The sequence below is a fragment of the Pseudomonas sp. FBCC-B1667 genome (assembly GCF_059133255.1).
The window spans coordinates 1376899-1400961 of the sequence record NZ_CP101437.1 but is presented as its reverse complement, the minus strand read 5'-3'; the positions used below and the strand labels follow the sequence as shown (position 1 = coordinate 1400961).

The 24063-nt window shown below is 60.0% G+C and carries 18 protein-coding genes; 10 read left to right on the top strand and 8 right to left on the bottom strand.

The genetic code is table 11. The annotated features are described in order from the left end of the window. Nucleotides 1-23: 23 nt before the first annotated feature. Genes NL116_RS06105 through NL116_RS06090 form a run of 4 tightly spaced genes read left to right on the top strand, consistent with a single transcriptional unit; the run spans nucleotide 24 to nucleotide 7580 of the window. The gene (locus NL116_RS06105; protein WP_494376426.1) at nucleotides 24-2090 is read left to right on the top strand and encodes a type VI secretion system Vgr family protein; all 2067 of its coding nucleotides are present in this window, start codon (nucleotides 24-26) and stop codon (nucleotides 2088-2090) included. Then, the gene (locus NL116_RS06100) at nucleotides 2087-2782 is read left to right on the top strand and encodes a DUF4123 domain-containing protein (RefSeq protein ID WP_494376425.1); all 696 of its coding nucleotides are present in this window, start codon (nucleotides 2087-2089) and stop codon (nucleotides 2780-2782) included. Before NL116_RS06105 ends, NL116_RS06100 begins: the two co-directional genes overlap by 4 nt. After that, nucleotides 2779-6516, top strand: a complete 3738-nt coding sequence (locus tag NL116_RS06095) for a toxin VasX (protein ID WP_494376424.1) — start codon at nucleotides 2779-2781, stop codon at nucleotides 6514-6516. The genes NL116_RS06100 and NL116_RS06095 overlap by 4 nt, the downstream gene beginning before the upstream one ends. Then, complete coding sequence (locus tag NL116_RS06090; protein WP_494376423.1) at nucleotides 6516-7580, top strand: hypothetical protein; 1065 nt, start codon at nucleotides 6516-6518, stop codon at nucleotides 7578-7580. The genes NL116_RS06095 and NL116_RS06090 overlap by 1 nt, the downstream gene beginning before the upstream one ends. A gap of 413 nt (nucleotides 7581-7993) precedes the next feature. On the opposite strand, the gene NL116_RS06085 is transcribed toward NL116_RS06090, so the two are convergent. The 8 genes from NL116_RS06085 to NL116_RS06050 form a co-directional block, all read right to left on the bottom strand. Then, nucleotides 7994-8998 (bottom strand): diguanylate cyclase domain-containing protein, encoded by a 1005-nt coding sequence (locus NL116_RS06085; protein WP_494376422.1) that lies wholly within the window; start codon nucleotides 8996-8998, stop codon nucleotides 7994-7996. A gap of 48 nt (nucleotides 8999-9046) precedes the next feature. Then, complete coding sequence (locus tag NL116_RS06080; RefSeq protein WP_494376421.1) at nucleotides 9047-10057, bottom strand: chemotaxis response regulator protein-glutamate methylesterase; 1011 nt, start codon at nucleotides 10055-10057, stop codon at nucleotides 9047-9049. After that, nucleotides 10054-12324 carry a hybrid sensor histidine kinase/response regulator gene (locus NL116_RS06075; RefSeq protein ID WP_494376420.1) on the bottom strand — a complete coding sequence of 757 codons (2271 nt, stop codon included), beginning with the start codon at nucleotides 12322-12324 and terminating at the stop codon, nucleotides 10054-10056. Before NL116_RS06075 ends, NL116_RS06080 begins: the two co-directional genes overlap by 4 nt. Next, nucleotides 12321-13004 carry a chemotaxis protein CheW gene (locus NL116_RS06070; protein ID WP_494376419.1) on the bottom strand — a complete coding sequence of 228 codons (684 nt, stop codon included), beginning with the start codon at nucleotides 13002-13004 and terminating at the stop codon, nucleotides 12321-12323. Before NL116_RS06070 ends, NL116_RS06075 begins: the two co-directional genes overlap by 4 nt. Continuing rightward, on the bottom strand, nucleotides 13001-14263 hold the full coding sequence (locus NL116_RS06065) for a CheR family methyltransferase (RefSeq protein ID WP_494376418.1): 1263 nt from the start codon (nucleotides 14261-14263) through the stop codon (nucleotides 13001-13003). The genes NL116_RS06070 and NL116_RS06065 overlap by 4 nt, the downstream gene beginning before the upstream one ends. Continuing rightward, nucleotides 14260-14796 (bottom strand): chemotaxis protein CheW, encoded by a 537-nt coding sequence (locus NL116_RS06060; protein ID WP_494376417.1) that lies wholly within the window; start codon nucleotides 14794-14796, stop codon nucleotides 14260-14262. Before NL116_RS06060 ends, NL116_RS06065 begins: the two co-directional genes overlap by 4 nt. After that, complete coding sequence (locus NL116_RS06055) at nucleotides 14796-16418, bottom strand: methyl-accepting chemotaxis protein (protein ID WP_494376416.1); 1623 nt, start codon at nucleotides 16416-16418, stop codon at nucleotides 14796-14798. Before NL116_RS06055 ends, NL116_RS06060 begins: the two co-directional genes overlap by 1 nt. Nucleotides 16419-16511: 93 nt before the next feature. After that, nucleotides 16512-17195 (bottom strand): tellurite resistance TerB family protein, encoded by a 684-nt coding sequence (locus NL116_RS06050; protein WP_494376415.1) that lies wholly within the window; start codon nucleotides 17193-17195, stop codon nucleotides 16512-16514. Nucleotides 17196-17371: 176 nt separating this feature from the next. Between NL116_RS06050 and NL116_RS06045 the strand changes: the two genes are divergently transcribed. The 6 genes from NL116_RS06045 to NL116_RS06020 all read left to right on the top strand — a co-directional run bounded on the left by NL116_RS06045 (nucleotide 17372) and on the right by NL116_RS06020 (nucleotide 24018). After that, nucleotides 17372-18286, top strand: coding sequence for a LysR family transcriptional regulator (locus tag NL116_RS06045; protein WP_027924928.1), 915 nt, complete (start codon nucleotides 17372-17374; stop codon nucleotides 18284-18286). A gap of 104 nt (nucleotides 18287-18390) precedes the next feature. Continuing rightward, a complete protein-coding gene (locus tag NL116_RS06040) occupies nucleotides 18391-19878 on the top strand; it encodes a gamma-aminobutyraldehyde dehydrogenase (protein ID WP_494376414.1) in 1488 nt (495 codons plus the stop codon). Nucleotides 19879-19960: 82 nt separating this feature from the next. Continuing rightward, on the top strand, nucleotides 19961-21112 hold the full coding sequence (ydcS, locus tag NL116_RS06035; RefSeq protein WP_494376413.1) for a putative ABC transporter substrate-binding protein YdcS: 1152 nt from the start codon (nucleotides 19961-19963) through the stop codon (nucleotides 21110-21112). Nucleotides 21113-21217: 105 nt separating this feature from the next. Beyond that, the gene (locus NL116_RS06030; protein WP_494376412.1) at nucleotides 21218-22255 is read left to right on the top strand and encodes an ABC transporter ATP-binding protein; all 1038 of its coding nucleotides are present in this window, start codon (nucleotides 21218-21220) and stop codon (nucleotides 22253-22255) included. 1 nt (nucleotide 22256) lies between these two features. Continuing rightward, on the top strand, nucleotides 22257-23204 hold the full coding sequence (locus NL116_RS06025) for an ABC transporter permease (RefSeq protein WP_494376411.1): 948 nt from the start codon (nucleotides 22257-22259) through the stop codon (nucleotides 23202-23204). Next, nucleotides 23194-24018 (top strand): ABC transporter permease, encoded by an 825-nt coding sequence (locus NL116_RS06020; protein WP_494376410.1) that lies wholly within the window; start codon nucleotides 23194-23196, stop codon nucleotides 24016-24018. The genes NL116_RS06025 and NL116_RS06020 overlap by 11 nt, the downstream gene beginning before the upstream one ends. Nucleotides 24019-24063 lie beyond the last annotated feature (45 nt).

Genomic DNA, 24063 nt, shown 5'->3' with positions numbered 1-24063 from the left:
CAAATCAGCACAAGGGACGTGTGATGTCCAGCCCTGCCAACCCAGCCTCTTTCCTCCTGGACATCGAGGGTTGCACCCACGACCTGCAAGTTCTTGAGTTCACCGGAAAGGAGGCCATCAGCCAGCCCTTTCGTTTCGATCTGAAACTGGTCAGCGAGCGCACCGACCTAGACCTGCAAAGCCTTCTGCATCGGATGGCTTTTCTGAGTTTTAATCGTCACGGCACGGGTATTCATGGCCAGGTTTACAGCATCGGCCAGGGCGACGCTGGCAAGCGCCTGACCCACTACCAGCTCAGCCTGATGCCCAGCCTTGCCTGGCTGGGCCACCGTTTCGATCAGAAAATGTTCCAGAAACTGAGCGTGCCGCAGATCATCGCCCAGGTACTGGAAAGCCACGGCATCTTGCGCAATGGCTACCGTTTTGCCCTCGGCACGGATTACCGCCCACGGGATTATTGCGTCCAGTACGGCGAGAGCTGCCTGCATTTTCTGCAACGACTTTGCGAAGAAGAAGGCCTGCACTTCCACTTTGAGCACAGCCGCGAGGGGCATGTGCTGGTGTTCGGGGATGATCAGACCGTGTTTCCCAGGCTTCACCGCCCCACCGCTTACCTGCAAGACAGTGGACTGGTCGCCGATGACACGGTGATAAAAGGGTTCACCCTCGCGATGGAAACCCGCCCCACTTGCGTAACCCGTCGCGATTACGACTTCGAGAAGCCGTTGCTGCAACTTGAAAGCGCCGCGAAAGTCTCGTCGCTGCCGCGCCTCGAAGACTACGGATTTCCGGGCCAATTCACCGATCGCGAACACGGCAGACACCGCGCCCGCCGAACACTTGAACGACACCGCAGCGATTATCGCCAAGCCACTGGACGCAGCGATCAGCCCATGCTGCTCAGTGGTCATTTCCTGCCCATGACCGGCCACCCGCGCCGTGAATGGAATGACCTGTGGTTGCTGACCGAAGTCATCCACACCGGCAAACAACCGCAAGTGCTTCAGGAGTCAATCACCAGTGCCCCCGGCGGAGAGTTTTCTCAGGGCTACCACAACACCTTTCTTGCCACACCGTGGGACACCCCTTTCAGGCCCGCGCTGGCCCACCCCAAAGCCACGATCTACGGCTATCAGCATGCCGTGGTCTGCGGCCCGCCCGGTGAAGAAATCCATTGCGACGAATACGGCCGAGTTCGCATTCAACTTCCCTGGGACCGGGACGGTGAGCACAACGATTACTCCAGTTGCTGGGTGCGAGTTGCCAGCAACTGGGCGCATGACCGTTATGGCAGCGTGCTGATCCCCCGCGTTGGGATGGAGGTGATCGTCGGGTTCTATCAAGGCGACCCGGACAAACCGTTGGTCGTCGCCTGCTTGAGCAATGGCGCCAATCGCCCTCCGCTCGATCTGCCCGCCGAGAAAACACGCAGCACCTTCAAGACCCAAAGCAGCCCCGGCGGCGAAGGCTTCAACGAACTGCGCATCGAAGATCGCAAGGGGGCCGAGGAAATCTCCATCCGCGCCCAGCGCGATTACGTACAACACGTGCTGAACGACGAGCGAGCGCACGTCGACAACCAGCGCAGCATCGTGGTCGGGGGCAACGCCCGTCATGAGTTGCGCGCCGAAGAGCAGCGCATCACCCACGGTAACCGGCTGACAGAAATCCGGCAAGACGACCACCTGACAGTGCATGGCGACCGTCATGTTCGCGCCACCAGCCATCGGTTGAGCGCTCAACAGCAGATCCACCTCAGTGCCGGCCAAAACATCGTCATCGATGGCGGCGCCAGCGCCACGATCCAGGTCGGAGGTGCGTGGATCACGATCAATTCAGCAGGGGTTTTCAGCAGTGTGCCCATTCAGGTTGGCGGTGTACCGATACCGCTCATGGCAGCGAATCCGGTGGCGCTCGACACGCGCGAACCGCCACGCCCCGAAACGGTTTCAACCGCACTACTCAAGCAACTGCTCGGCATCGAGGCCTTGATTGAGCTCTGCCAGATGCCGAGCGGTGGAACGCCGATGGACTGCCCGTTGAGCGACTGCCAATGCCGTAAAGCCCTGGGCTATGGAGATCGCTCATGAACACCTGGATGCTGTTGGAGCGCCCGGCCGCTCAGCTCAAAACCCTTTACAGCCTGTCGACACATCCCGACACCCAGAGGCTGTTCGCCGACACTTCACTCAACAGTTTCGCCGAGCACGGGCCCCTGCTGATCAGGCTGCACAACCAGCCAACGCTCAAGCAGGCGATCGATCAAACTCCGGCTGCATGGCCCGGCCTGCTGATCGAAAGCACCTTTGACACCCCCTCGGTACTCGCGCATTTGCGCCAGATTCTGATCGTCAAGTTCGACCAGCAGCGCAAAGGCGTGCTGCGTTACAGCAACCCGACCGTCGCGAGTTATCTTTTTGGTGCCTGTTCGGCGCAAGACCTCAGCGTGTGGCTAGGTCCGATCCATGCTCTGCGCTGGTTCGGCGCAACGTGGGCCAGCCAAGCGACAGGTGAAATCGGCTGGCGGCAACTGAACAACCTCAATGCGTCGGATTGGCGCATTGAGCGGACACTCCGGGAAATGGTCCTGAGCATCGCCCAGGAACACGCCTTGACGCGCCAGCGCAATGAACAGTTTCTCTATGACTGGTGGCAGCAACATCCCCAGCACTCGTTTATGCAGGCCAATGAGTTGTTCCAACAAGCGCTGGCCCAGGGCATCGACGACAGTGACGCCCTCAGTGCATTCCTGAGCGCCCACTGCACGCAGGCTCAGCCATGACGCGCCTCGGGAAGTTGACCAATGGCCCCGTCTGCGAACGCGACAAGCTGATTGTTCAAGTGATTGGCACGGGGCATTCCAAAAACCAGCGACTGCTGATCGTTGATCAGTCCGGCGTGGAGCCCCTCCAGGCCCTGAGCGATGAAGCGGTGTGCGAAACCGAACGTTTGACCAGCGTCCACAGCGAATTGTTTGTGTGGGATTGGTCGGCACAGCTCAAGCATCAGTTGTGGCTGGAGATTGCCACGACCCAAGGCCCGCCCATTCGCCTGCCGTTGCTGGACGAGGTACGGGTCACCCCGCGTCAATTAAAAGCCCAGTGGAATCAGATCGTACCGATCCTGCCTTTTGTCGCGCTGCCCGGTACTCGCAGCCAGCACGACCTCGGCACGCCGGTACTGTGCCGCAGCGGCTATGTGTATGTGTTTTACCGCAATCGCCTCTGGCGTGAACTGCAAGTGCAGCAGGACGACGAACTCACGACTTACCGTGACATCGATCTGCAGGCGTATCGCCTGAATCAGGAACTCAGCAACGATTACCGACAGGCCAGCGGTGTCGATCTCAGCGACATTTGGCTGCCCGCGACCTGGAACCAGCAACCTGCCGAAACCGTGCAACTGTGTTTCAGCGAGGTCCAGCTCAGCGCTGCACGCCTCAAACTCCTGGAGGAAGATTCGGCGTTGCGCGCCCAGCGTTGTCAAAGCCCCGCGTTGCAGTGCGAGAGCCACACGTTCGAACGGCTTTTCGACCAGCAGCCTGATGGGCAGGCGATGTTGGAGGCCTTCAGTCGCTTCAACACATGGGATGCACAAGCGTCCGATAGCGCGACGAAAGCCAGCGTTACCTGGCGCAACCTGGCCGAGATCGCCTTCCCGGTCAGCCTGATCGCCGCGCAACGGGCGCGCCAAAGCGGTTTCGAATACGTGCTGGAGCATCCGGGGCGTTACGTGTGCGACCTCTCGGGGCAATTCGCGGCACAGCGCAAAACCGAAGCCCAGGACTGCCTTGATCAGTGGGAGCAAGGTGCCACCCCTTCTTTGCCTACCACCTTCGAAAGCAGCGCCTGGGCCGATTGCCTCGCCACGCTGCTGGATCATTTGCGTGAGCAAACGCCGAGCGCCGATGAAGCGGACCTCTGGCAACCCCAGCCCACCGTCGTCGATGTGCTGGAAGCCGCTCGGCAACGACGCGTGTGCGGCGTACTGCTGGAAGACCCGCGCTACCGCGTGCGGCATCTGGTTTCGCAGATCCAGCAACAACAGCAATTGCTGGCGCAGTATGCCGAGCGCGCCAGCCTGCATCCGCATCACGCCAGCGCGGTCATGGTCCAGCAACTGATCGTGCCCGCGACGATCGGCGGCCAGAAAAACCCGTTGCACGCCTGCTTCGACAAGGTGAAAGAGGCCGGCCGTCGCGACATCAACCGCTTCACCGCCACCGCTGAACGCGCCCTGCTCTGGCAACAACTGAACAGGGCGCAGACGCTGCTCGCCGAGTGCCTGCAACAACCGGTGACGCAGCAAACCCTGGCCGATCATTTGAGTTTGGAAGGTTTTGACTACCTCGCCGCACTGTTTGCCGTCAGCCAGACCTTCGCGGCCCTCGCCACCGTGCCGGCGCAACTCGATCCGCTGGCCAGCAATGGCGACGCCACCAACGCCGTGACCGGTTTGAGCCTTTACAGCCCGCAGGCCAGTGTCGGCCAGACGTTGCTCAACGACATCGCCCACGACCCGGCGCACCCGCTGCACGGGATGCTCTGGCCCGCCATCGATAACGCCGCACTGGCCGCGCCGTACCTGCCGCCCTCCGAGAAAACGCTTAACGACGGTGATGGCCGTTTACGCGCCGAACACCTCGCCGTATTTGAAAACGATCCTGGGCCATATTACCCGCAAGTCGAACACCTCGACGGGCACCTGCTCGAAGCCCTGCTGGCCAGCGGCAGCCTGAACAGCACGCTGACCGGCCAATCGAAAGCGGCGGTCGGGACGTTGATCAGCATTTACGAAAATCTTGCGGGCGCCCTCAAAACCGCCAGCAGCGCGGTGAACAAACCGTCCGGGGCGCAGAGCGCGAGCGTGGCCCCAACCAGCGCCTATCTGCATGGGCTTGGCGTGGGTCTGTTGCGCAGCTTCATGCCCAAGACTTTTGGTGAAATGCACTTCATCAATCGCCGGGATGCCGATCCGCAGCGGTATCACCTCTTTGGTTTGTCCGATGTGCCGGCTGGCGATCAACGGCCTCGGGGGGTGATGGGGGAGTATCTGGATGCAAAAGGTCGGTTCTTGACAGTGGGAAATACAGCTGATGCATATGAGATACCGAGCGCACCTCGTACGGGTAATTACAAACTGCTGGTGATGCCGGTGGAGCACTCGACGGCGCGCAGCCTTAGTGCGCTGAACCGGCGGATCAATGCGGTTCATAAAGAGGATGTTGAAGCTCGGGCGGGTGACAACGCAAAAGTGAAAGGCGCATTGCAAAAGGGCGTGGATGAGCATGCGGGTTTGGGGAACAGCCGGGTTTTTCGGGTGTTGAACTCGTTGCCGTTTGCGGCGGGGGTTTTGATGTTGGAGGTTTGGAATGTAAGGATGGAGTTGGCGGCGGCAGAGCAAGTAACGAGGGAGAAGGGTTCATTTCGTGTAAGTGCTGGCTTTGCTGGTGCAGTTTTGGACTTGGCCATTGCGCTGGAAATGCTTACGGTGAAACTCGCCGGCACCCAATCCGTTTTAGCGACTGGTCGCAAGGTTCTTTTTACTATTCCAGCTGATGCCTCGAAAAAAATCTTCGGTTCTTATGCCAAGCGCTTAGTCAGAGAATTTACCGGCCGCCTTATCTCACAAATACTATCGGCATCTGTCTTTACCTCCATTAGTTTGTACGACGCCTGGTATTCCCAAAGATGGGGCGACGACGCCATGTGGGGCTATCTGATGATGTCCTTGGGCGGCTCCATTAGCGCCCTCAGTAGCCTGATTGTCAGCACCGTCCCCTTTCTTAAACTGGGTCCAGGCGGTTGGGCAGCGCTGATATTAATCGTGATCGGCGCAGGCCTGGCCTGGTGGCTGACCGACAAACCCATCGAAGAATGGCTGGTCAATGGCCCGTTCGGCACTCAAGTTCATCCAGACAATGCGCACCTGCTGGATCCGCAACGCGGTTTCTACTACCTGATCAGTTTGTTTGCCGACATTCGCATCAACGTGGGTTCCAACCCCGAATTTGTCCCCAATGCCAAACATGACATTCACGCAAAGACGCCTTTTCAAGTGATCTCGTCCAATACCTGTATTCGCATCGAAAGTAACTTACCGGGGTTGGTTACCCACTTGGGCGCAATCAATATCAATGCTCACTGCCGACTCAATACATTCGAACTCAAAGGCGGGCGCCTCAAAAGTGAAACCGCGCCGTTTACAAAACTGATTAACAGTCAACTCGTCTCACCCAAAGCGCAACGGCTGCTTTCGCAGGGACTGGAACTTTTTTTCGAAACGCCACCAAGCTACGCCTTCGATTCGGTCACAGGTTCATCAGGCATCGCACAACAATGGCAAGTGCGAGCGCAGTGTGTGCTGGAGCAAAAAAATGAACGCTGGCACTTTCCTGCACCACCGCCCAAGGATGGTACGCCATTTGATCTAACCCATAACAAACCAAAATTCGGTAGTGAGGGTGAGCTTTACTGGGCAGACGAAGTGACAAATAAATCGCGGAAAAGTAACTGATGACTGACGAATCGTGGTACGCCGAGAGGGCCTATGGGGTGAGCGAAGTACCTCTGCAAGAGCGTTCATCTGAACGATCGTGGATCATTCGTTTTGCCAAGGTCAGACTGCCTTGGGGCAACGCAGATGATGTATGCCCGGTAAGTTTTGTAGAGCTTCAATCGCCAAGCGACCTTCGATACCAAGAAAAAATCAAGAGAGAGCGCGATGAGCAGATAGCCAGAGAAATCTATGCTCCGAGCCCATATGAACTAATTGATTTTCACATGAGGGATGACCACGAGCGTTTCAGGCATGCCCTGCTTCCGGCAAGCTCCCACTTCTGGCTGTACATGAGGCTATTGGGGAAATTCTTCTTTTACATATTTTTTATAATTAGCATTCCAAGTCACTTCGTGATGACGTCAGCAACAACAGAACCATTCTGGGAACTAACAACACGTTCAATATTCGAGTACTACTCTTGGATTCTAGGTCTACCACTACTATCGTGGGCAATCGGTTCAATAGTCATAAAACACTTTCCCAGCCTCTGGATAAAACCCTCCCGAGGCCCCATCTGGGAACTCAACCGCCGCACCGGCCTGGTCACTGTCTTCGACTACAAAAACAACGGTGAATATAAAAAGAACGGCACCATCGGTGAACTCACCGCACCCTTCTACGAATTTGACGCCTACATCGCCACCTCCCCGGACAGTCAGGGCATGCCGATGAACGTGCTCTACCTCGCCCATCGCTACCGCAACATCATGATCAACTTCGGCGCGCTGCTTTGCCCCAGCCCCGACACGCAACCCGCGTGCGCCCTGTGGGATTTCATCCAGAACTACATGAACGTCAGCCGCCCGTTACCGGACTTGCCGCAATACGAGGAATACCGCCACCTCGACCCGACCACTGCCGAATACGACCGCCTCACCGGCCGCAACCCGCGTTGCTGGATCGACATGGACGACGCGACGTTCAAGCAGGTGGTCAAGGAGATGCATCAACGCGTCGACAGCATCGACACGTTTGAACGACCGAACTTGATGGCCCGGTATGTGACCTATGTCGATTGATCAGAGCGAGCAATGCTCATCACTTGATTCAGAGCCCGGGGTGAGCTTCCTTCACACCCCTATGACAACCGATATCAATAACTACGCGATCACCCGAGTGCGCCACACAAAGTCGGGAGCCATGGCTTGGCGGATAACGTTGTAACGGGGGGCAAACGACGCCCCGTGACGGCAAAAAGCTTTCCCGGTCCTTCAATGTGGAAACGTTCGGTGAGGAACAGGCGAAACAAAAGGCTATCGAGGCACGAAAGCAGCAGCTAGCGACCATCGTGCATCGGACTTTTTCGTCATCACGCCGGCGAGAAACTCTAAGGTGAATTGCTGCTGGGGGTCTCGACAGCACACGAAGAATCTAAGAAGCACCGTTGCCGTACTCGAATAACCTGTGGCGAGCCTGACGAGGGCATCGCGCGTTACTCGATGCCCACTTGATTGCGCCCATTATTCTTCGCCAGGTACAGCCCCTTGTCCGCCGCCGAGATCAATTGCCGGCAATCGCTGCCCGGTTGCGGGACCATGGTGGACAGGCCAATGCTGATGGTCAGGCTGGAGCCTTCGGCCGGTGAAATATGCGGGATCTTCAGCGCGGCAACCGTCTGGCGAAGTTTCTCCGCCACCAGCCGCGCACCGCCCGGCGTGGTGTTGGGCAATACCAACGCAAACTCCTCGCCACCGTAACGGGCCGGCAGGTCGGACGGGCGAGCGCTGGCCTCGCGAATCGCAGTCGCCACCTTGCGCAAGGCTTCGTCGCCTTCCAGGTGGCCGAAACTGTCGTTGTAGGACTTGAAGTAGTCGACATCGATCATCAACAGCGACAACTGGCTCTGATCACGCAGCGAACGGCGCCATTCCAGCTCCAGGTATTCATCGAAGTGCCGGCGGTTCGACAGCCCGGTCAGGCCATCGGAGTTCATCAACCGCTGCAGCACCAGATTGGTGTCGAGCAATTGCTGCTGGCTGACCCGCAACGCACGGTACGCGGCATCGCGCTGCAACAGCGTCATGTAGGAGCGTGAGTGATAGCGGATCCGCGCCACCAGTTCGATGTTGTCCGGCAGCTTGACCAGGTAATCATTGGCCCCGGCCGCAAACGCCGCGCTCTTGATCAGCGCGTCTTCTTTGGTCGACAGGACAATGATCGGAATGTCCTTGGTCGCCGGGTGATTGCGGTACTCGCGCACCAGGCTCAGGCCGTCCAGACCGGGCATGACCAGGTCCTGAAGGATCACCGTCGGCTTGATGCGGATCGCCTGGGCGATGGCCTGATGCGGGTCGGCGCAGAAGTGGAAGTCGATATTGTCTTCGGTCGACAACCCCCGGCGCACCGCTTCACCGATCATCGCCTGATCGTCTACCAACAACACCATGGCGGCGTTTTCGTCAGTGGTTTTGAAGTCGTCGAGCTGTAATTCATTCATGGGCGGTCACCTGAGTACTACTGGGGCCAGGATTGCGGCTAATGGCGGTCATTTCGCAAATATCTCCAGCAATCGTGGCGCTATCTTGTCCAGCGGGCGAATTTCCATGGCGGCTTCGATGGCCGCGGCCGCTTTGGGCATTCCGTATACCGCACTGCTTTTCTGGTCCTGAGCGATGGTCAGGTAACCTTGTTGGCGCATGAGTTTAAGCCCCTGAGCGCCATCACGCCCCATGCCCGTCAACAAAACCCCTACGGCGTCACCGTTCCAGTAATTGGCCACGCTCTCGAAAAACACATCGATCGAGGGCCGGTAAATTTCGTTGACCGGTTCGGCGGTGTAGGCCAGCGTGCCGTTTTTCAATAATCGAATATGGTGGTTAGTGCCGGCCAGCAACACGGTTCCGGCCTGAGGGGCTTCGCCCTCGACCGCCAGACGCACGTTCAAGCCGCTGGCGCTGCCGAGCCATTCGGCCATGCCAGCGGCGAACACCTGATCGACATGCTGCACCAGCACGATGGCCGCCGAAAAATCCCGCGGCAAGCCCTTGAGCAGAATTTCCAGCGCTGCCGGCCCTCCGGCGGATGAACCGATGGCGACCAGCCGCTGGCGCGAGGCGGAACTTCGCAGCGGGCTCGTCACCGACCGCTCCTGATTACCCCGCTCGCCGATCAGCCAGCCGATGTTCATGATCTTGCGCAACAACGGCGCGGCCGCTTCCTGGGCGTTGCCGGCACCGAGCGACGGGGTATCGACCACATCCAGCGCGCCATGGCCCATGGCCTCGAACACCCGGTGCACATTCTGCTGGCGGTCGACGGTGACAATCACAATGGCGCACGGCGTTTCGGCCATGATCCGCCGGGTGGCCTCGACCCCGTCCATGACCGGCATGATCAAATCCATCAGGATCAGGTCCGGCGTCTGTTCGGCACACTTTTGCACGGCCTCCTTACCATCGCTGGCGACCCAGATGACCTGGTGCACCGGCTCAAACGCCAGGGCGCGGCGCAAGGCCTCCACCGCCATGGGCATGTCGTTGACGATCGCGATTTTCATGCCCGTGCTCCTCCGATGAGCTCAACCACTGCATCAAGCAGGGCGTCGTCATGAAAACTGGCCTTGGCCAGATAATAGTCGGCCCCGGCGTCCAGTCCACGACGACGGTCCTCTTCACGATCCTTGTAAGACACCACCATCACTGGCAGCGATTGCAGGCGAGTGTCGCGGCGCAACAACGACACCAGTTCGATGCCATCCATGCGCGGCATATCTATGTCAGTGATCAGCAGATCGAAATCCTCCGAACGCAGGGCGTTCCAGCCATCCATCCCATCAACCGCCACGGCCACCTCATAGCCGCGATTGAGCAGCAACTTGCGTTGCAGCTCGCGAACCGTCAGCGAATCGTCGACCACCAGAATCCGTTTGCGCGCCGCTTCGGCCACTTGATTGCTGTGGCGGGCAATGCGTTCCAGGCGCCCGGTATTGAGCAGTTTATCCACCGAGCGCAACATGTCTTCGACGTCGACAATCAACACCACTGAACCGTCGTCGAGCAAGGCCCCGGCGGAGATGTCCTGCACCTTGCCCAGACGTTCGTCCAGCGGTAATACGACTAATGTCCTCTCGCCGATAAAACGCTCGACCGCTACGCCGTAAATTGCATCGCGCTCGCGGATGACCACGACTTTGAGGGTTTGCTGGCTGTTCGGGTTGATCGGGCGCTGCAACAGCTGACTGGCCGCCACCAACCCGACATGCCGCCCTTCGTGCCAGAAGTGCTGACGCCCTTCGACCTGCACGATGTCTTGCGGCTCGAGGTCGCACATGCGTTCGATGTGGGCCAGCGGAAACGCATAAGCCTCATCACCGACCGCCACCACCAGGCTGCGGACCACAGACAGCGTCAGCGGCACTTCAAGGTGAAAACGACTGCCCTCGCCCGCCGTCTGCTCCAGCACCACCGCACCGCGCAACTGGCGGACCATGTGTTGCACCGCATCCAGGCCCACGCCACGCCCGGACACTTCGGTGACCGTGTCACGCAGGCTGAAACCCGGCAAGAATAAAAACGTCAGCAGCTCTTCTTCACTCAGTTGAGCGGCGGTTTCCGCTGGGGATAACTGCCGCTCGATGACGGTGCGGCGGACCTTTTCCAGATCGACACCATGGCCGTCATCACTCAATTCCAGCATCAGCAGGCCGGCCTGGTGCGAAGCGCGCAGACGAATCACACCTTCCGCCGGCTTACCGGCCAGCAGCCGTTGTTCAGGGGGTTCAATGCCATGATCCACGGCATTGCGCAGCAAATGCGTCAGCGGCGCTTCAAGTTTCTCCAGGACGTCGCGGTCAACCTGGGTTTTCTCGCCCTCGATTTCGAGTCGAACCTGTTTGCCCAGGTCCCGGCCCAAATCGCGAACCATGCGCACCTGCCCGGTCAACACATCGGCAAATGGACGCATGCGACACGCCAGCGCGGTGTCGTACAACATCTGCGCGCGTTGACTGGCCTGCCAGGCAAATTCATCCAGCTCGGTGTTTTTTTCGATCAGCAGTTGCTGGGATTCCGCCAGCAAGCGCCGCGCGTCTTCGAGCGCCTCTTGGGCTCCCAGACTCAAGGCGTAATCCTGGAGATGCACATTGAGATTCTCCAGCGCCCGCAGCCCGTTGTTCTGCATACGTTTGAGACGTTGCATGGTGGCCAGGTACGGCTTGAGGCGCTGGGTTTCCACCAGGGATTTACTCGACAGGTCGAGCAGGCTGTTCAAGCGTTCGGCCGTGACGCGCAGCACGCGCTCACCGTTTTCGGTGGTGCGTTTGGTCTTGCGCGGAGCCTCAACCGGCGCGGTGGGAGGCGGTTCGACCACCGGGACTGGCAGCTCGACGCGGGGCTGTTCGGGTTGACGCTCGATCACCCGGGGCGCGGCGGCGGCGAGCGGATCGAGCAACCGCGTCATCAACGCCACATAGGCTTCGATATCCGCCGCTGTCACGCTGTTGTTGGGCGTGGCGATGCGCATCAGCAGGTCGGTGCCTTGCAACAACGCATCGATGTGTTCGGGATGCAGGTACAGGCGCCCTTCTTGAGCACTGACCAGACAATCTTCCATCACATGCGCGACGCTGACCCCGGCATCGACACCGACGATCCGCGCCGCGCCCTTGAGTGAGTGCGCCGCACGCATGCAGGATTCGAGTTGATCGGCCTGCGTCGGATTGCGTTCCAGCGCCAACAGCCCCGCGCTCAGGACCTGGGACTGAGCCTCGGCTTCGAGGCTGAACAGCTCCAGCAATGAGGCATCGCGCATTTGTTCGGGGGTCATGTGAGGCTCCGGGTCACAGCGCAGAGCAATTGTTCTTCATCCAGCCAACGCAAGCTTCGACCTTTGAAGGGCAACACGCCGCGGGTGTACTTGCCGCTCGCCTGAGTGCCGGATTGTGACGCGGCATCGAGAATCCGCTCATCGATGGCATGAATGCCGTCGACCTCGTCCACCGGCACCACCACCGGCCCACCGTGGGCGGAGATGATCAACATGCGCGGCATGACTCGCACACTGGAAGCCACATTATGGGTGGCGTCGAGCCCGAGCAACTCCACCAGCGACAAACAGGCAACCAATGCGCCGCGCACATTCGCCACGCCGAGCAAGGCCCGGGAGCGCTGATGCGGCAAGGAATGGATCGCTTGCAACGGCGCCACTTCAACGAGGCTTCGAGTGGCCAGCGCCAGCCATTCTTCACCGAGTCGGAACATCAACAGCGAACGGGTTTTTACCTCGGTTCCGGCCGTCGCCGAGTGTTGCACGCGGTCGTCCTGCTGCAACGCATAGCGATCAAGCAAACGCGTGGCGGCGGCCGAGTACACCGCGCAGTTGCGGCAGTGAATGTGCTCGGCCAGCAGCGGGCAGGACTTGTCACCGCGGATGCCGATGCGGTTCCAGCAATCGTCGATGGCCTGGGCATCTTCGTGGGTGACGTTCAAGGTGTCGGAGGCGTTCATCGTTTACGCTCACTGTCGGCGCGCTCGCTACGGGCGGCGCGGTCCTGCAATCGTCTGGCGCCCGCCGCATCGCCCTGGGATTGCAGCAAGGCTGCCAGGTGCATCAATGCGTCGGGGTGTTGCGGTTCAAGGTACAACGCCTTGCGATAAAAGCCTTGGGCTTCGAGGGCATTGCCGCCGACATCGCTGAGCAATCCCAGCCAATAAAACACCTGGGCGACCGGTTCGTGAAGGCGCAAATACTGTTCGCACACAATGCGCGCTTCAACACTTTTACCTTCGTTGGCCAGCCCGGCGATGTTCGCCAGCAACGCGGCGGCGTCCGAGGCTTTCGCCGTGACGGGGGGCGGTGCGACGGTGGCGAACGGTCGTTTACGCACCGGGGGCGGTGGCACGCTGCGCGCCGGTTGGTGCAGCGGCAGCGGAGTCGGCACGAACACGGGAAACGGTTCGGGCTCCGGCACACTCTGACGGCTGAACGCAAACGACTGCGCAATGCCAATCGACCGCATACCAAAACGCCCGAGCAAACTGCCCTCGGCCGGACCGATAAACAGCACGCCGTCGACATGGGTCAGGCGCTTGAGCACCTCGAATACCTGTTGCTGGGTGGGCTGATCAAAATAGATCAGCAGGTTGCGACAGAACACAAAATCATAAGGTGCCTCGCTGGCCAGCAACGCCGGATCCAGCAGGTTGCCGACCTGTAAACGCACCTGTTCAAGCACGCGTTCACTGAGGCGATAGACGTCGCCTTCGGCGCTGAAATGTCGGTCGCGAAAGGCCACGTCCTGACCGCGAAACGAGTTTTTGCCGTACAGCGCGCGCCGGGCTTTTTCCACCGACAGCGGGCTGACGTCCATGCCTTCCACCTTGAATTGATGGGGCTTGAGCCCGGCATCAAGCAAGGCCATGGCGATGGAATAGGGTTCTTCACCCGTGGAGCACGGCAGGCTGAGAATCCGCAGCGCGCGCATGTTTTTAATCTCGGCCAGGCGTTTGCTGGCCAGTTTCGCCAGCGTCGCGAACGATTCCGGGTAACGGAAAAACCAGGTCTCGGGCACGATCACCGCTTCGATCAGCGCTTGCTGTTCGTCCGCCGAATGCTGCAACGTCTGCCAATACTCGTCAGCCGTCAGCGCATTAGAGGCAATACTGCGCTGGCGCACCGCGCGCTCGATGATCGCCGGCCCCACCGACGTGACGTCGAGGCCGATGCACTCCTTGAGGAAATCGAAAAACCGTTGATCGCTGCTCATGGCCGCTCCCCAAGCAGCGCCGGATCGAGAGGCGGCGACGGAAACAACAACGCGCGCACCTGATCATCGAGCAAATCGGTGACCCGCACCCATTGCAGCAAACCTTGCGCATCTTCGCGCACCGGCCCGAGGTAAGGCGCCTGCCGATTGTCCAGGCCATAGGGCTTGAAGTCCGCCGGATTGCAACGCAGCGTTTCAGTCGCCTGCTCCAGAATCAGCCCCAGCCATTGCGTGGGAGTTGATTCATCTGGGCGGTAATTGACCAGCACCAGGCGCGTACTGGTGCGGGCCTGTGCAGGTTGCCCGAAGGTCAGCGCACTGAGGTCGATCACCGGCACTACCGCGCCGCGATAGGCAAACACCCCCGCGACCCAATGCGGCGCCTGGGCAATCGGCTTCAACGGCAGACGCGGCAACACCTCCGCCACCTCAATGGCCTGCAAGGCAAAGCGCTCGCTGCCGATGCGAAACACCAGGTACAACGATTGCTTGGCCGGCACCTCGGCGCTGCGTTTGGTCGCGAGTTCGCTCATCAGACTTTGAATCGCGAAACGCCGCTGCGCAGTCCTACGGCCACCTGACTCAGCTCGTCGATGGCAAAACTGGCCTGGCGCAACGACTCGACGGTCTGGCTGCTTGCATCACTCAATTGCACCAACGCGTGGTTGATCTGTTCGGCGCCGGTGGCCTGGGCCTGCATGCCTTCGTTGACCATCAACACCCGCGGCGCCAGCGCCTGTACCTGGTGGATAATCTGCGACAGCTGCTCGCCGACCTGCTGCACTTCGGACATGCCTCGGCGTACCTCTTCAGAGAACTTGTCCATGCCCATGACCCCGGCGGATACCGCCGACTGGATCTCCCGCACCATCTGCTCAATGTCGTAAGTGGCGACAGCCGTCTGGTCCGCAAGACGTCGCACTTCGGTGGCAACCACGGCAAAACCGCGACCGTATTCCCCCGCCTTTTCGGCTTCGATGGCAGCGTTCAGCGACAGCAGATTGGTCTGGTCGGCGACTTTGACGATGGTCACCACCACTTGGTTAATGTTGCCGGCCTTCTCGTTGAGGATCGCCAGTTTGGCGTTGACCAGATCCGCCGCGCCCATCACCGAGTGCATGGTGTCTTCCATGCGAGCCAGGCCTTGCTGACCGGAACCGGCGAGCACCGAGGCCTGGTCAGCCGCGGTGGACACTTCAGTCATGGTGCGCACCAGATCACGGGATGTCGCGGCAATTTCACGGGAGGTGGCGCCGATTTCGGTGGTGGTGGCGGCGGTTTCGGTAGCGGTGGCTTGTTGCTGCTTGGACGTGGCGGCGATTTCGGTGACCGAGGTGGTGACCTGCACCGACGAGCGCTGGGCCTGAGACACCAGCGACGTCAGCTCGGTCATCATGTCGTTGAAGCCGGTTTCCACGGCACCGAACTCATCTTTGCGCTCCAGGTTCAAGCGCCCGCTAAGGTCGCCAGTGCGCATGATTTCAAGGATTTCCACGATCCGGTTCATCGGCGCCATGATCGCGCGCATCAGCAGCAAACCGCAGAAACCGGCAGCCAATACCGCCACGAGCAGGGAAATGCCCATGCTGATTTTTGCCGTCAACACCGCGTCGTCGATGGCGGCCATGTCGTTGTCGGCCACGGTTTTGTTTTCGCGGATGATGTCATTGAGTTTCATCCGGCCGGCAGTCCATGCCGGGGTCAACTGTTCGTTGAACAGTTTGATCGCGTCGGCTTCCTGATTGTCCTTATGCAGGCCCAGCACCTTCATCAGGATTTTCTGGTAATCCTCATGCAGTTTTTCGAAGGCCGCGATTTCGACCTTGTCCTCCTCCGTGGTCACCGTGCTGCGATAGTTGTTCAACTGCTCCTCCAGTCGCGCCTCGAACGCCTTGAAGTCGGCGGCGTCTTCGGCACTGATGCCCTGGCCTTCCTTGAGGCCAAGCATTTCCTGGGTCCGAAGGAAACTGTCGACCCAGGCACTGCGAACCATCGAGCTGAAATACACCCCCGGCAACGCGTCATCGCGAACACTTTCTTCGCTCGCCTCGATCTTCAACAGCCGTGAATACGAGACGACCACCATCAACAGCATGATGGCGATGATCACCGCAAAACTCGCCAAGATGCGTTGGCGCAACGTCCAGTTTTTCACAGTCAGTCCTCGGGGCGGTTCAAATGCTGGGGAGTATAGCCGAGGGCGGTGTTTCATTTATAAGACGGTGTGAAGCGTCTCTCATTCCAGGATTTACAGGGAAGGCTGGCGCACCTGTTGCTCCAATTCAGCCTTCAATCCCGGCTCCAGCTTCAACTGACGCGCCAGTTCATCGAGGTAGGACTTCTCCATGAAATTCTGCTCATCCACCAGCATAATGCTGGCGATGTACATCTCAGCGGCCATTTCCGGCGTGCTGGCAGCCCGGGCAACTTCCGTCGGGTCCAGTGGCTTGCCGAGTTCGGCATGCAGCCACTGCTGCAACTCCTGATCGTTGTCGAGCCTGGTGAACTCGCCTTCGATCAACGCTCGTTCGCGCTCATCAACATGGCCATCGGCTTTCGCGGCGGCAACCAGCGCCTTGAGGATCGCCTGGCTGTGCTGTTCGACTTGCGCCGGGGGCAAGCGGTCGAGTGTTTGCGGTTCAGCGTTCGGCGCCGTGCCTTGCCGGGCCTGCCAGTTGCCAAAGGCCTTGTAGGCAATCACGCCCAACGCGGCGAGGCCACCGTAGACGGCGACTTTGCCGCCGACGCTGCGGGCCCTTTTACTGCCGAGCAACAGGCCCATGGCGCCCGCCGCCAAAGCACCGCCGCTGGCGCCCGAAAGCAATCCCCCCAACCCAGCGCTGGACGCCGTGTTCTGATTGCCTCCTGCCTTGTTCTGCAGCAGGTCCTGACCGGACTTGAGCAGTTGATCGAGCAAACCACGGGTATTCATTTTGCCGCCTCCACGAAAGGGATAACCGGCCACCAGCCTAGATCGAAAGTAACCGGCGTCTCTCGGCGAGTGTGCTTCCAGATGTTGCGCATCTCTTGTAACCCCCGACGGGTCCATCAGTTAAAACGATATACACTCAAGCGAATCTAAAAAAACCGCCCACCGGGTACTTCCCCATGATGACCTTGCGTCAGATTCGTCACTTCATCGCCGTGGCCGAGACCGGCTCGATCTCCGCCGCCGCGCAAACCGCGTTCATATCCCAGTCGACATTGACTCTGGCAATCCAGCAATTGGAAGAGGAAATCGGTGTCGGCCTGTTTAACCGACACGCTAAGGGCATGAGCCTGACCCACCAGGGCCACCAATTCCTGCGCCAGGCACACTTGATTCTGGCCACCGTGGACAATGCCAAACGCAGCCTGCAACAGAGCACCGATCAGGTGGCCGGCCAGTTGATCATCGGCGTGACCAGCCTGGTGGCCGGTTACTACCTCGCCGATCTGCTCACCCGTTTTCAGCGCGCCTACCCCAACGTCGAGATCCGGGTGATGGAGGATGAACGCCCCTATATTGAGCATTTGCTGGTCAGCGGCGAGATCGATGTCGGCGTGCTGATCCTCTCCAACCTCGAAGACCGTCACGCGCTGCAAACCGAAGTCCTGACGCATTCGCCCCACCGCTTATGGCTGCCGGCGCAGCATCCATTGCTGGAACACGACAGCATTAACCTCGCCGACGTGGCGCGAGAGCCGCTGATTCAACTGAACGTCGATGAAATGGACCGCAACGCCCAGCGCATGTGGTCCGCGGCCTCCCTGCAACCGCGCATCACACTCCGCACGGCTTCAACGGAGGCGGTACGAAGCCTGGTGGCCGCCGGTTTGGGCGTGTCGATCCAGCCCGACATGACTTACCGACCGTGGTCACTGGAAGGCGACATTATCGAAGCCCGACCGATTGCCGACCTGAGCCAGACCCTCGACGTCGGCCTGGCCTGGCGTCGCGGCACCGCGCGGCCGGCGTTGGTGGACCCGTTCCTGACGGTCGCCCGGGAACAACCCCACGGCGGGCGCAAGCCATCTATTTAATCGAACGCCACCTTCAGTATTTAGTATTTGTCGACCTCGGGTCCGCGCACTAGTCTTGCTGCATCTATATATAAGACGGCCGGGCCCCAGTCACAGGGAGCAGCATGGCCACACAAGAAAAGAGAACCCGAAAAATGGCTGGCGCGCAGACTCCGTTGTTCACCGCGTTGTTGATCGATGGCGAATTGGTTGCGGGCCAGGGTTTTGTCGAACCGATCCTCAACCCCGCCACCGGGGAAGTGCTGACGCACATCGCCGAAGCCAGCACCGAGCAAGTGGAAGCCGCGATTCTCGCCGCCCACCGCGCCTTTGCCGGTTGGTCACGGACCACCCCGCAGCAACGCTCCAACCTGCTGCTGGACATTGCCAACGCCATCGAAAAACAAGCCGACCTCCTCGCCCGCCTCGAATCCCTGAACTGTGGCAAGCCGTTGCACCTGGCCCGCCAGGATGACTTGAGTGCGACGGTCGATGTGTTCCGCTTCTTTGCCGGCGCCGTGCGCTGCCAGACCGGCCAGCTCAGCGGCGAATACCTGCCGGGCTACACCAGCATGGTGCGCCGCGATCCTATCGGGGTCGTCGCGTCGATTGCGCCGTGGAACTACCCGATCATGATGGCCGCGTGGAAAATCGCCCCAGCCCTCGCCGCTGGCAACACATTGGTGTTCAAGCCGTCCGAACACACGCCGCTGTCGATCCTGGCGCTGGCCCCGGCACTGGCCGAAATCCTGCCACGCGGTGTAATCAACATCGTCTGCGGCGGTGGTGAAGGCGTCGGCAGCCACTTGGTCAGCCACCCTAAAGTGCGCATGGTGTCGTTGACGGGCGATATCGTCACCGGGCAAAAAATCCTCCAGGCCGCCGCGAAAACCCTGAAACGCACTCACCTCGAACTCGGCGGCAAAGCCCCGGTGATCGTTTGCAATGATGCGGACATTCAGGCGGTCGTCGAAGGCGTGCGCACTTACGGTTATTACAACGCCGGTCAGGACTGCACCGCCGCGTGCCGGATTTATGCACAGGCCGGGATTCATGACCGCTTGGTGGCCGAGTTGGGCGCGGCGGTCAGCAGCTTGCGCTTTGCCGGGAAACGCGATGCCGACAACGAAATCGGCCCGCTGATCAGCACGCGCCAGCGCGACCGCGTGGCCAGTTTCGTCGAGCGGGCCCTTGGCCAGCCGCACATCGAACGCGTGACCGGCGCGGCGGTGCACTCCGGCGCCGGCTTCTATTACCAGCCGACATTGTTGGCCGGTTGCAAGCAGAGCGATGAGATCGTCCAGCGCGAAGTGTTCGGGCCGGTGGTCACCGTGACCCGTTTCGACGAACTCGAACAGGCCGTGGATTGGGCCAACGACTCCGAATACGGCCTCGCCTCATCGGTCTGGACCCAGAACCTCGACAAGGCGATGCAGGTCGCGGCGCGCTTGCAGTACGGCTGCACGTGGATCAACAGCCATTTCATGCTGGTCAGCGAAATGCCCCATGGCGGCTTGAAGCGATCGGGCTACGGCAAAGACTTATCCAGCGATTCGCTTCAGGACTACAGCGTGGTGCGGCACATCATGGCGCGCCACGGACAACATCTCTGACTACGCTAACAACAAGCCGCTAACGGCATGCTTCACCACGTTCACAACTGCCCCGACCATAATTAAAGAAGAGGGAATTCCCATGTTCGTGCACAAGACCGCACTGTTCAGTGCAATCACCACCGCGCTGCTGGCGAGTGCCAGCCTCCAGGCCGCCGAACCGCTGAAAGCGGTCGGTGCAGGCGAAGGCCAACTGGATATTGTGGCTTGGCCGGGTTACATCGAACGTGGCGAAAGCGACAAGGCCTACGACTGGGTGACCGGTTTCGAGAAGGAAACCGGCTGCAAGGTCAATGTGAAGACTGCGGCGACTTCCGATGAAATGGTCAGCCTGATGGCCAAGGGCGGTTATGACCTGGTGACGGCATCGGGCGACGCCTCGCTGCGGTTGATCGTCGGCAAGCGTGTGCAGCCGATCAACACCGCGTTGATCCCGAACTGGAAAAACATCGACCCTCGCCTGAAAGATGCGCCGTGGTACGTGGTCAACAAGCAGACCTACGGCACCCCGTATCAGTGGGGCCCGAACGTGTTGATGTACAACACCAACGTGTTCAAGACCGCGCCAACCAGCTGGGGCGTAGTGTTCAACGCGGAAAACCTGCCGGACGGCAAGCCGAACAAGGGACGCGTGCAGGCCTATGACGGCCCGATCTACATCGCCGACGCCGCGCTGTACCTGAAAACCGCCAAGCCGGAATTGGGTATCCAGAACCCGTATGAACTGACCGAAGCCCAGTACAAAGCCGTGCTCGATCTGCTGCGCGCCCAGCAACCGCTGATCCACCGCTACTGGCATGACACCACCGTGCAGATGAGCGACTTCAAAAACGAAGGCGTGGTCGCCTCCGGTGCCTGGCCGTATCAGGTCAACGGCCTGATGAACGAGAAGCAGCCGATTGCTTCGACTATCCCGAAAGAAGGCGCCACCGGTTGGGCCGACACCACGATGTTGCACGCCGAGGCCAAGCACCCGAACTGCGCTTACAAGTGGATGGACTGGTCGCTGACCCCGAAAGTCCAGGGTGATGTTGCCGCGTGGTTTGGTTCGTTGCCCGCAGTGCCGGCGGCGTGCACCGGCAGCGAATTGCTTGGCGCTGAAGGCTGCAAGACCAATGGTTTCGACCAGTTCGAGAAGATCGCCTTCTGGAAAACCCCGCAAGCTGAAGGCGGCAAGTTCGTGCCGTACAGCCGCTGGACCCAGGACTACATCGCAATCATGGGCGGCCGCTAAGCCCTCTTCGCGAGCAAGCTCGCTCCCACGTTGAAATGCGATCAAATGTGGGAGCGAGCTTGCTCGCGATGCTTTTAAAGATTCAGATTTTCGGAGTTTCGCACCATGACGCTTGCAGTCCAGTTCACCAACGTTTCCCGTCTATTCGGCGAAGTGAAAGCCGTAGACCGGGTTTCCATCGACATCCAGGACGGCGAGTTTTTCTCCATGCTGGGCCCTTCCGGCTCGGGCAAAACCACCTGTTTGCGCCTGATCGCCGGTTTCGAACAACCGAGCGCAGGCTCCATCCGAATTCATGGCGAAGAAGCCGCCGGGCTGCCGCCTTATGAGCGTGACGTCAACACCGTGTTTCAGGATTACGCCCTGTTCCCGCACATGGACGTCCTCGACAACGTCGCCTACGGCTTGAAAGTCAAAGGCGTCGCTAAAGCCGAACGCCGCAAACGCGCCGAAGAAGCCCTCGACATGGTCGCCCTCGGCGGCTACGGCGAGCGCAAACCGGTGCAACTGTCCGGCGGTCAGCGCCAACGCGTGGCCCTGGCCCGCGCTCTGGTCAATCGCCCGCGTGTGCTGCTACTCGACGAGCCGTTGGGCGCCCTCGACTTGAAACTGCGCGAGCAAATGCAAAGCGAGCTGAAGAAGCTGCAACGCCAACTCGGCATCACCTTCATCTTCGTCACCCACGACCAGACCGAAGCGCTGTCGATGTCTGACCGAGTGGCCGTATTCAACAAGGGCCGCATCGAACAGGTCGACACCCCACGCAATCTCTACATGAAACCAGCCACGACCTTCGTCGCGGAATTCGTCGGCACCTCCAACGTGATTCGCGGTGACCTGGCCAGGCAGTTGAGCGGCAATCCACAGCCGTTTTCGATTCGCCCGGAACACGTGCGATTCGCCGAAGGACCGCTGGCCAGCCACGAGATCGAAGTCAGCGGTTTGCTCCACGACATCCAATACCAGGGCAGCGCCACGCGCTACGAGATGAAGCTGGAAAACGGCCAGACCCTGAACATCAGCCAGGCCAACAATCAATGGCTGGACATCAGCGCCCAGCACCAGACCGGGCAACGCATCAGCGCTCGCTGGGCACGGGAAGCGATGGTCCCGCTGCATGACACCGTTGCCGGCGGGGTGTGAGATGAACACCTTGGCTATCCCTCAAACCCCGGCCAGCGGTTCGCCGTTGCGCCGGTTTTCCAACCTGCTGTATCGCCGGCCGAATCTGTACTTGTCGATGCTGTTGGTGCCGCCGCTGCTGTGGTTCGGCGCCATCTATCTCGGCTCGTTACTGGTACTGCTGTGGCAAGGCTTCTACACCTTCGATGACTTCACCATGGCGGTCACACCGGACCTGACGCTGGCGAACTTTGCTGCGCTGTTCCAACCGTCGAATTTCGACATCATCCTGCGCACCTTGAGCATGGCGGTGGTCGTGTCCATCGCCAGCGCCATCGTCGCGTTCCCGATTGCCTACTACATGGCGCGCTACACCACCGGCAAAACCAAGGCGTTTTTCTACATCGCGGTGATGATGCCGATGTGGGCCAGTTACATCGTCAAGGCGTATGCCTGGACCTTGCTGCTGGCCAAGGGCGGCGTCGCGCAGTGGTTCGTTCAACACTTGGGGCTGGAGCCGGTGTTGCAGTTTGTGCTGGGCATTCCGGGCGTGGGCGGCAGCACCTTGTCGACCTCGCATCTGGGGCGTTTCATGGTGTTCGTCTACATCTGGCTGCCGTTCATGATTCTGCCGATCCAGGCCTCGCTGGAGCGTCTGCCGCCCTCCTTGCTGCAAGCCTCGGCCGACCTCGGTGCCAAGCCGCGCCAGACGTTCATGCAAGTGATTCTGCCGCTGTCGATTCCGGGCATTGCCGCCGGTTCGATCTTCACCTTTTCCCTGACCCTGGGCGACTTCATCGTGCCGCAACTGGTCGGCCCACCGGGCTACTTCGTCGGCAGCATGGTGTACGCCCAGCAAGGCGCAATCGGCAACATGCCTATGGCCGCGGCCTTCACGCTGGTGCCGATTGTGTTGATCGCCATTTACCTGACTATCGTCAAACGATTGGGGGCCTTCGATGCACTCTGACTCTTCATCACAGGGGCAGGCTTCACTGGGTTTAAAAATCGCAGCCTGGGGCGGGTTGGTGTTTCTGCACTTCCCGATCCTGATTATCTTTCTGTACGCCTTCAACACCGAAGATGCTGCGTTCAGCTTTCCGCCCAAGGGGTTCACCCTGAAGTGGATCGGCGTGGCGTTCTCACGGCCAGACGTACTGGAAGCGATCAAGCTCTCGCTGCAGATCGCCTCCGTTGCGACCTTGATTGCCATGGTCCTTGGCACCCTCGCTTCCGCAGCGTTGTACCGCCGGGATTTCTTCGGCAAGCAAGGCATCTCGCTGATGCTGATCCTGCCGATTGCATTGCCGGGGATCATCACCGGGATCGCGTTGCTGGCGACCTTCAAGACATTGGGCATCGAGCCGGGGATGTTCACCATCATCGTCGGCCACGCGACCTTCTGCGTGGTGATCGTCTACAACAACGTCATCGCCCGTTTGCGCCGGACTTCGCACAGCTTGATCGAAGCCTCGATGGACCTCGGCGCCGACGGCTGGCAGACCTTCCGCTACATCGTTTTGCCGAACCTCGGTTCGGCATTGCTGGCCGGCGGCATGCTCGCGTTTGCACTGTCCTTCGACGAAATCATCGTCACCACGTTCACCGCCGGCCATGAACGCACCCTGCCGCTGTGGCTGCTCAACCAACTCAGCCGCCCACGAGACGTGCCAGTGACCAACGTCGTCGCGATGCTGGTGATGATGGTGACCATGCTGCCGATCCTTGGCGCCTATTACCTGACCCGGGGTGGCGAGAGCGTCGCGGGCAGTGGCGGGAAATAAATTTCTAAAGGACACCACAAGCCCGCTCCCACAGGGGCCGGTTTC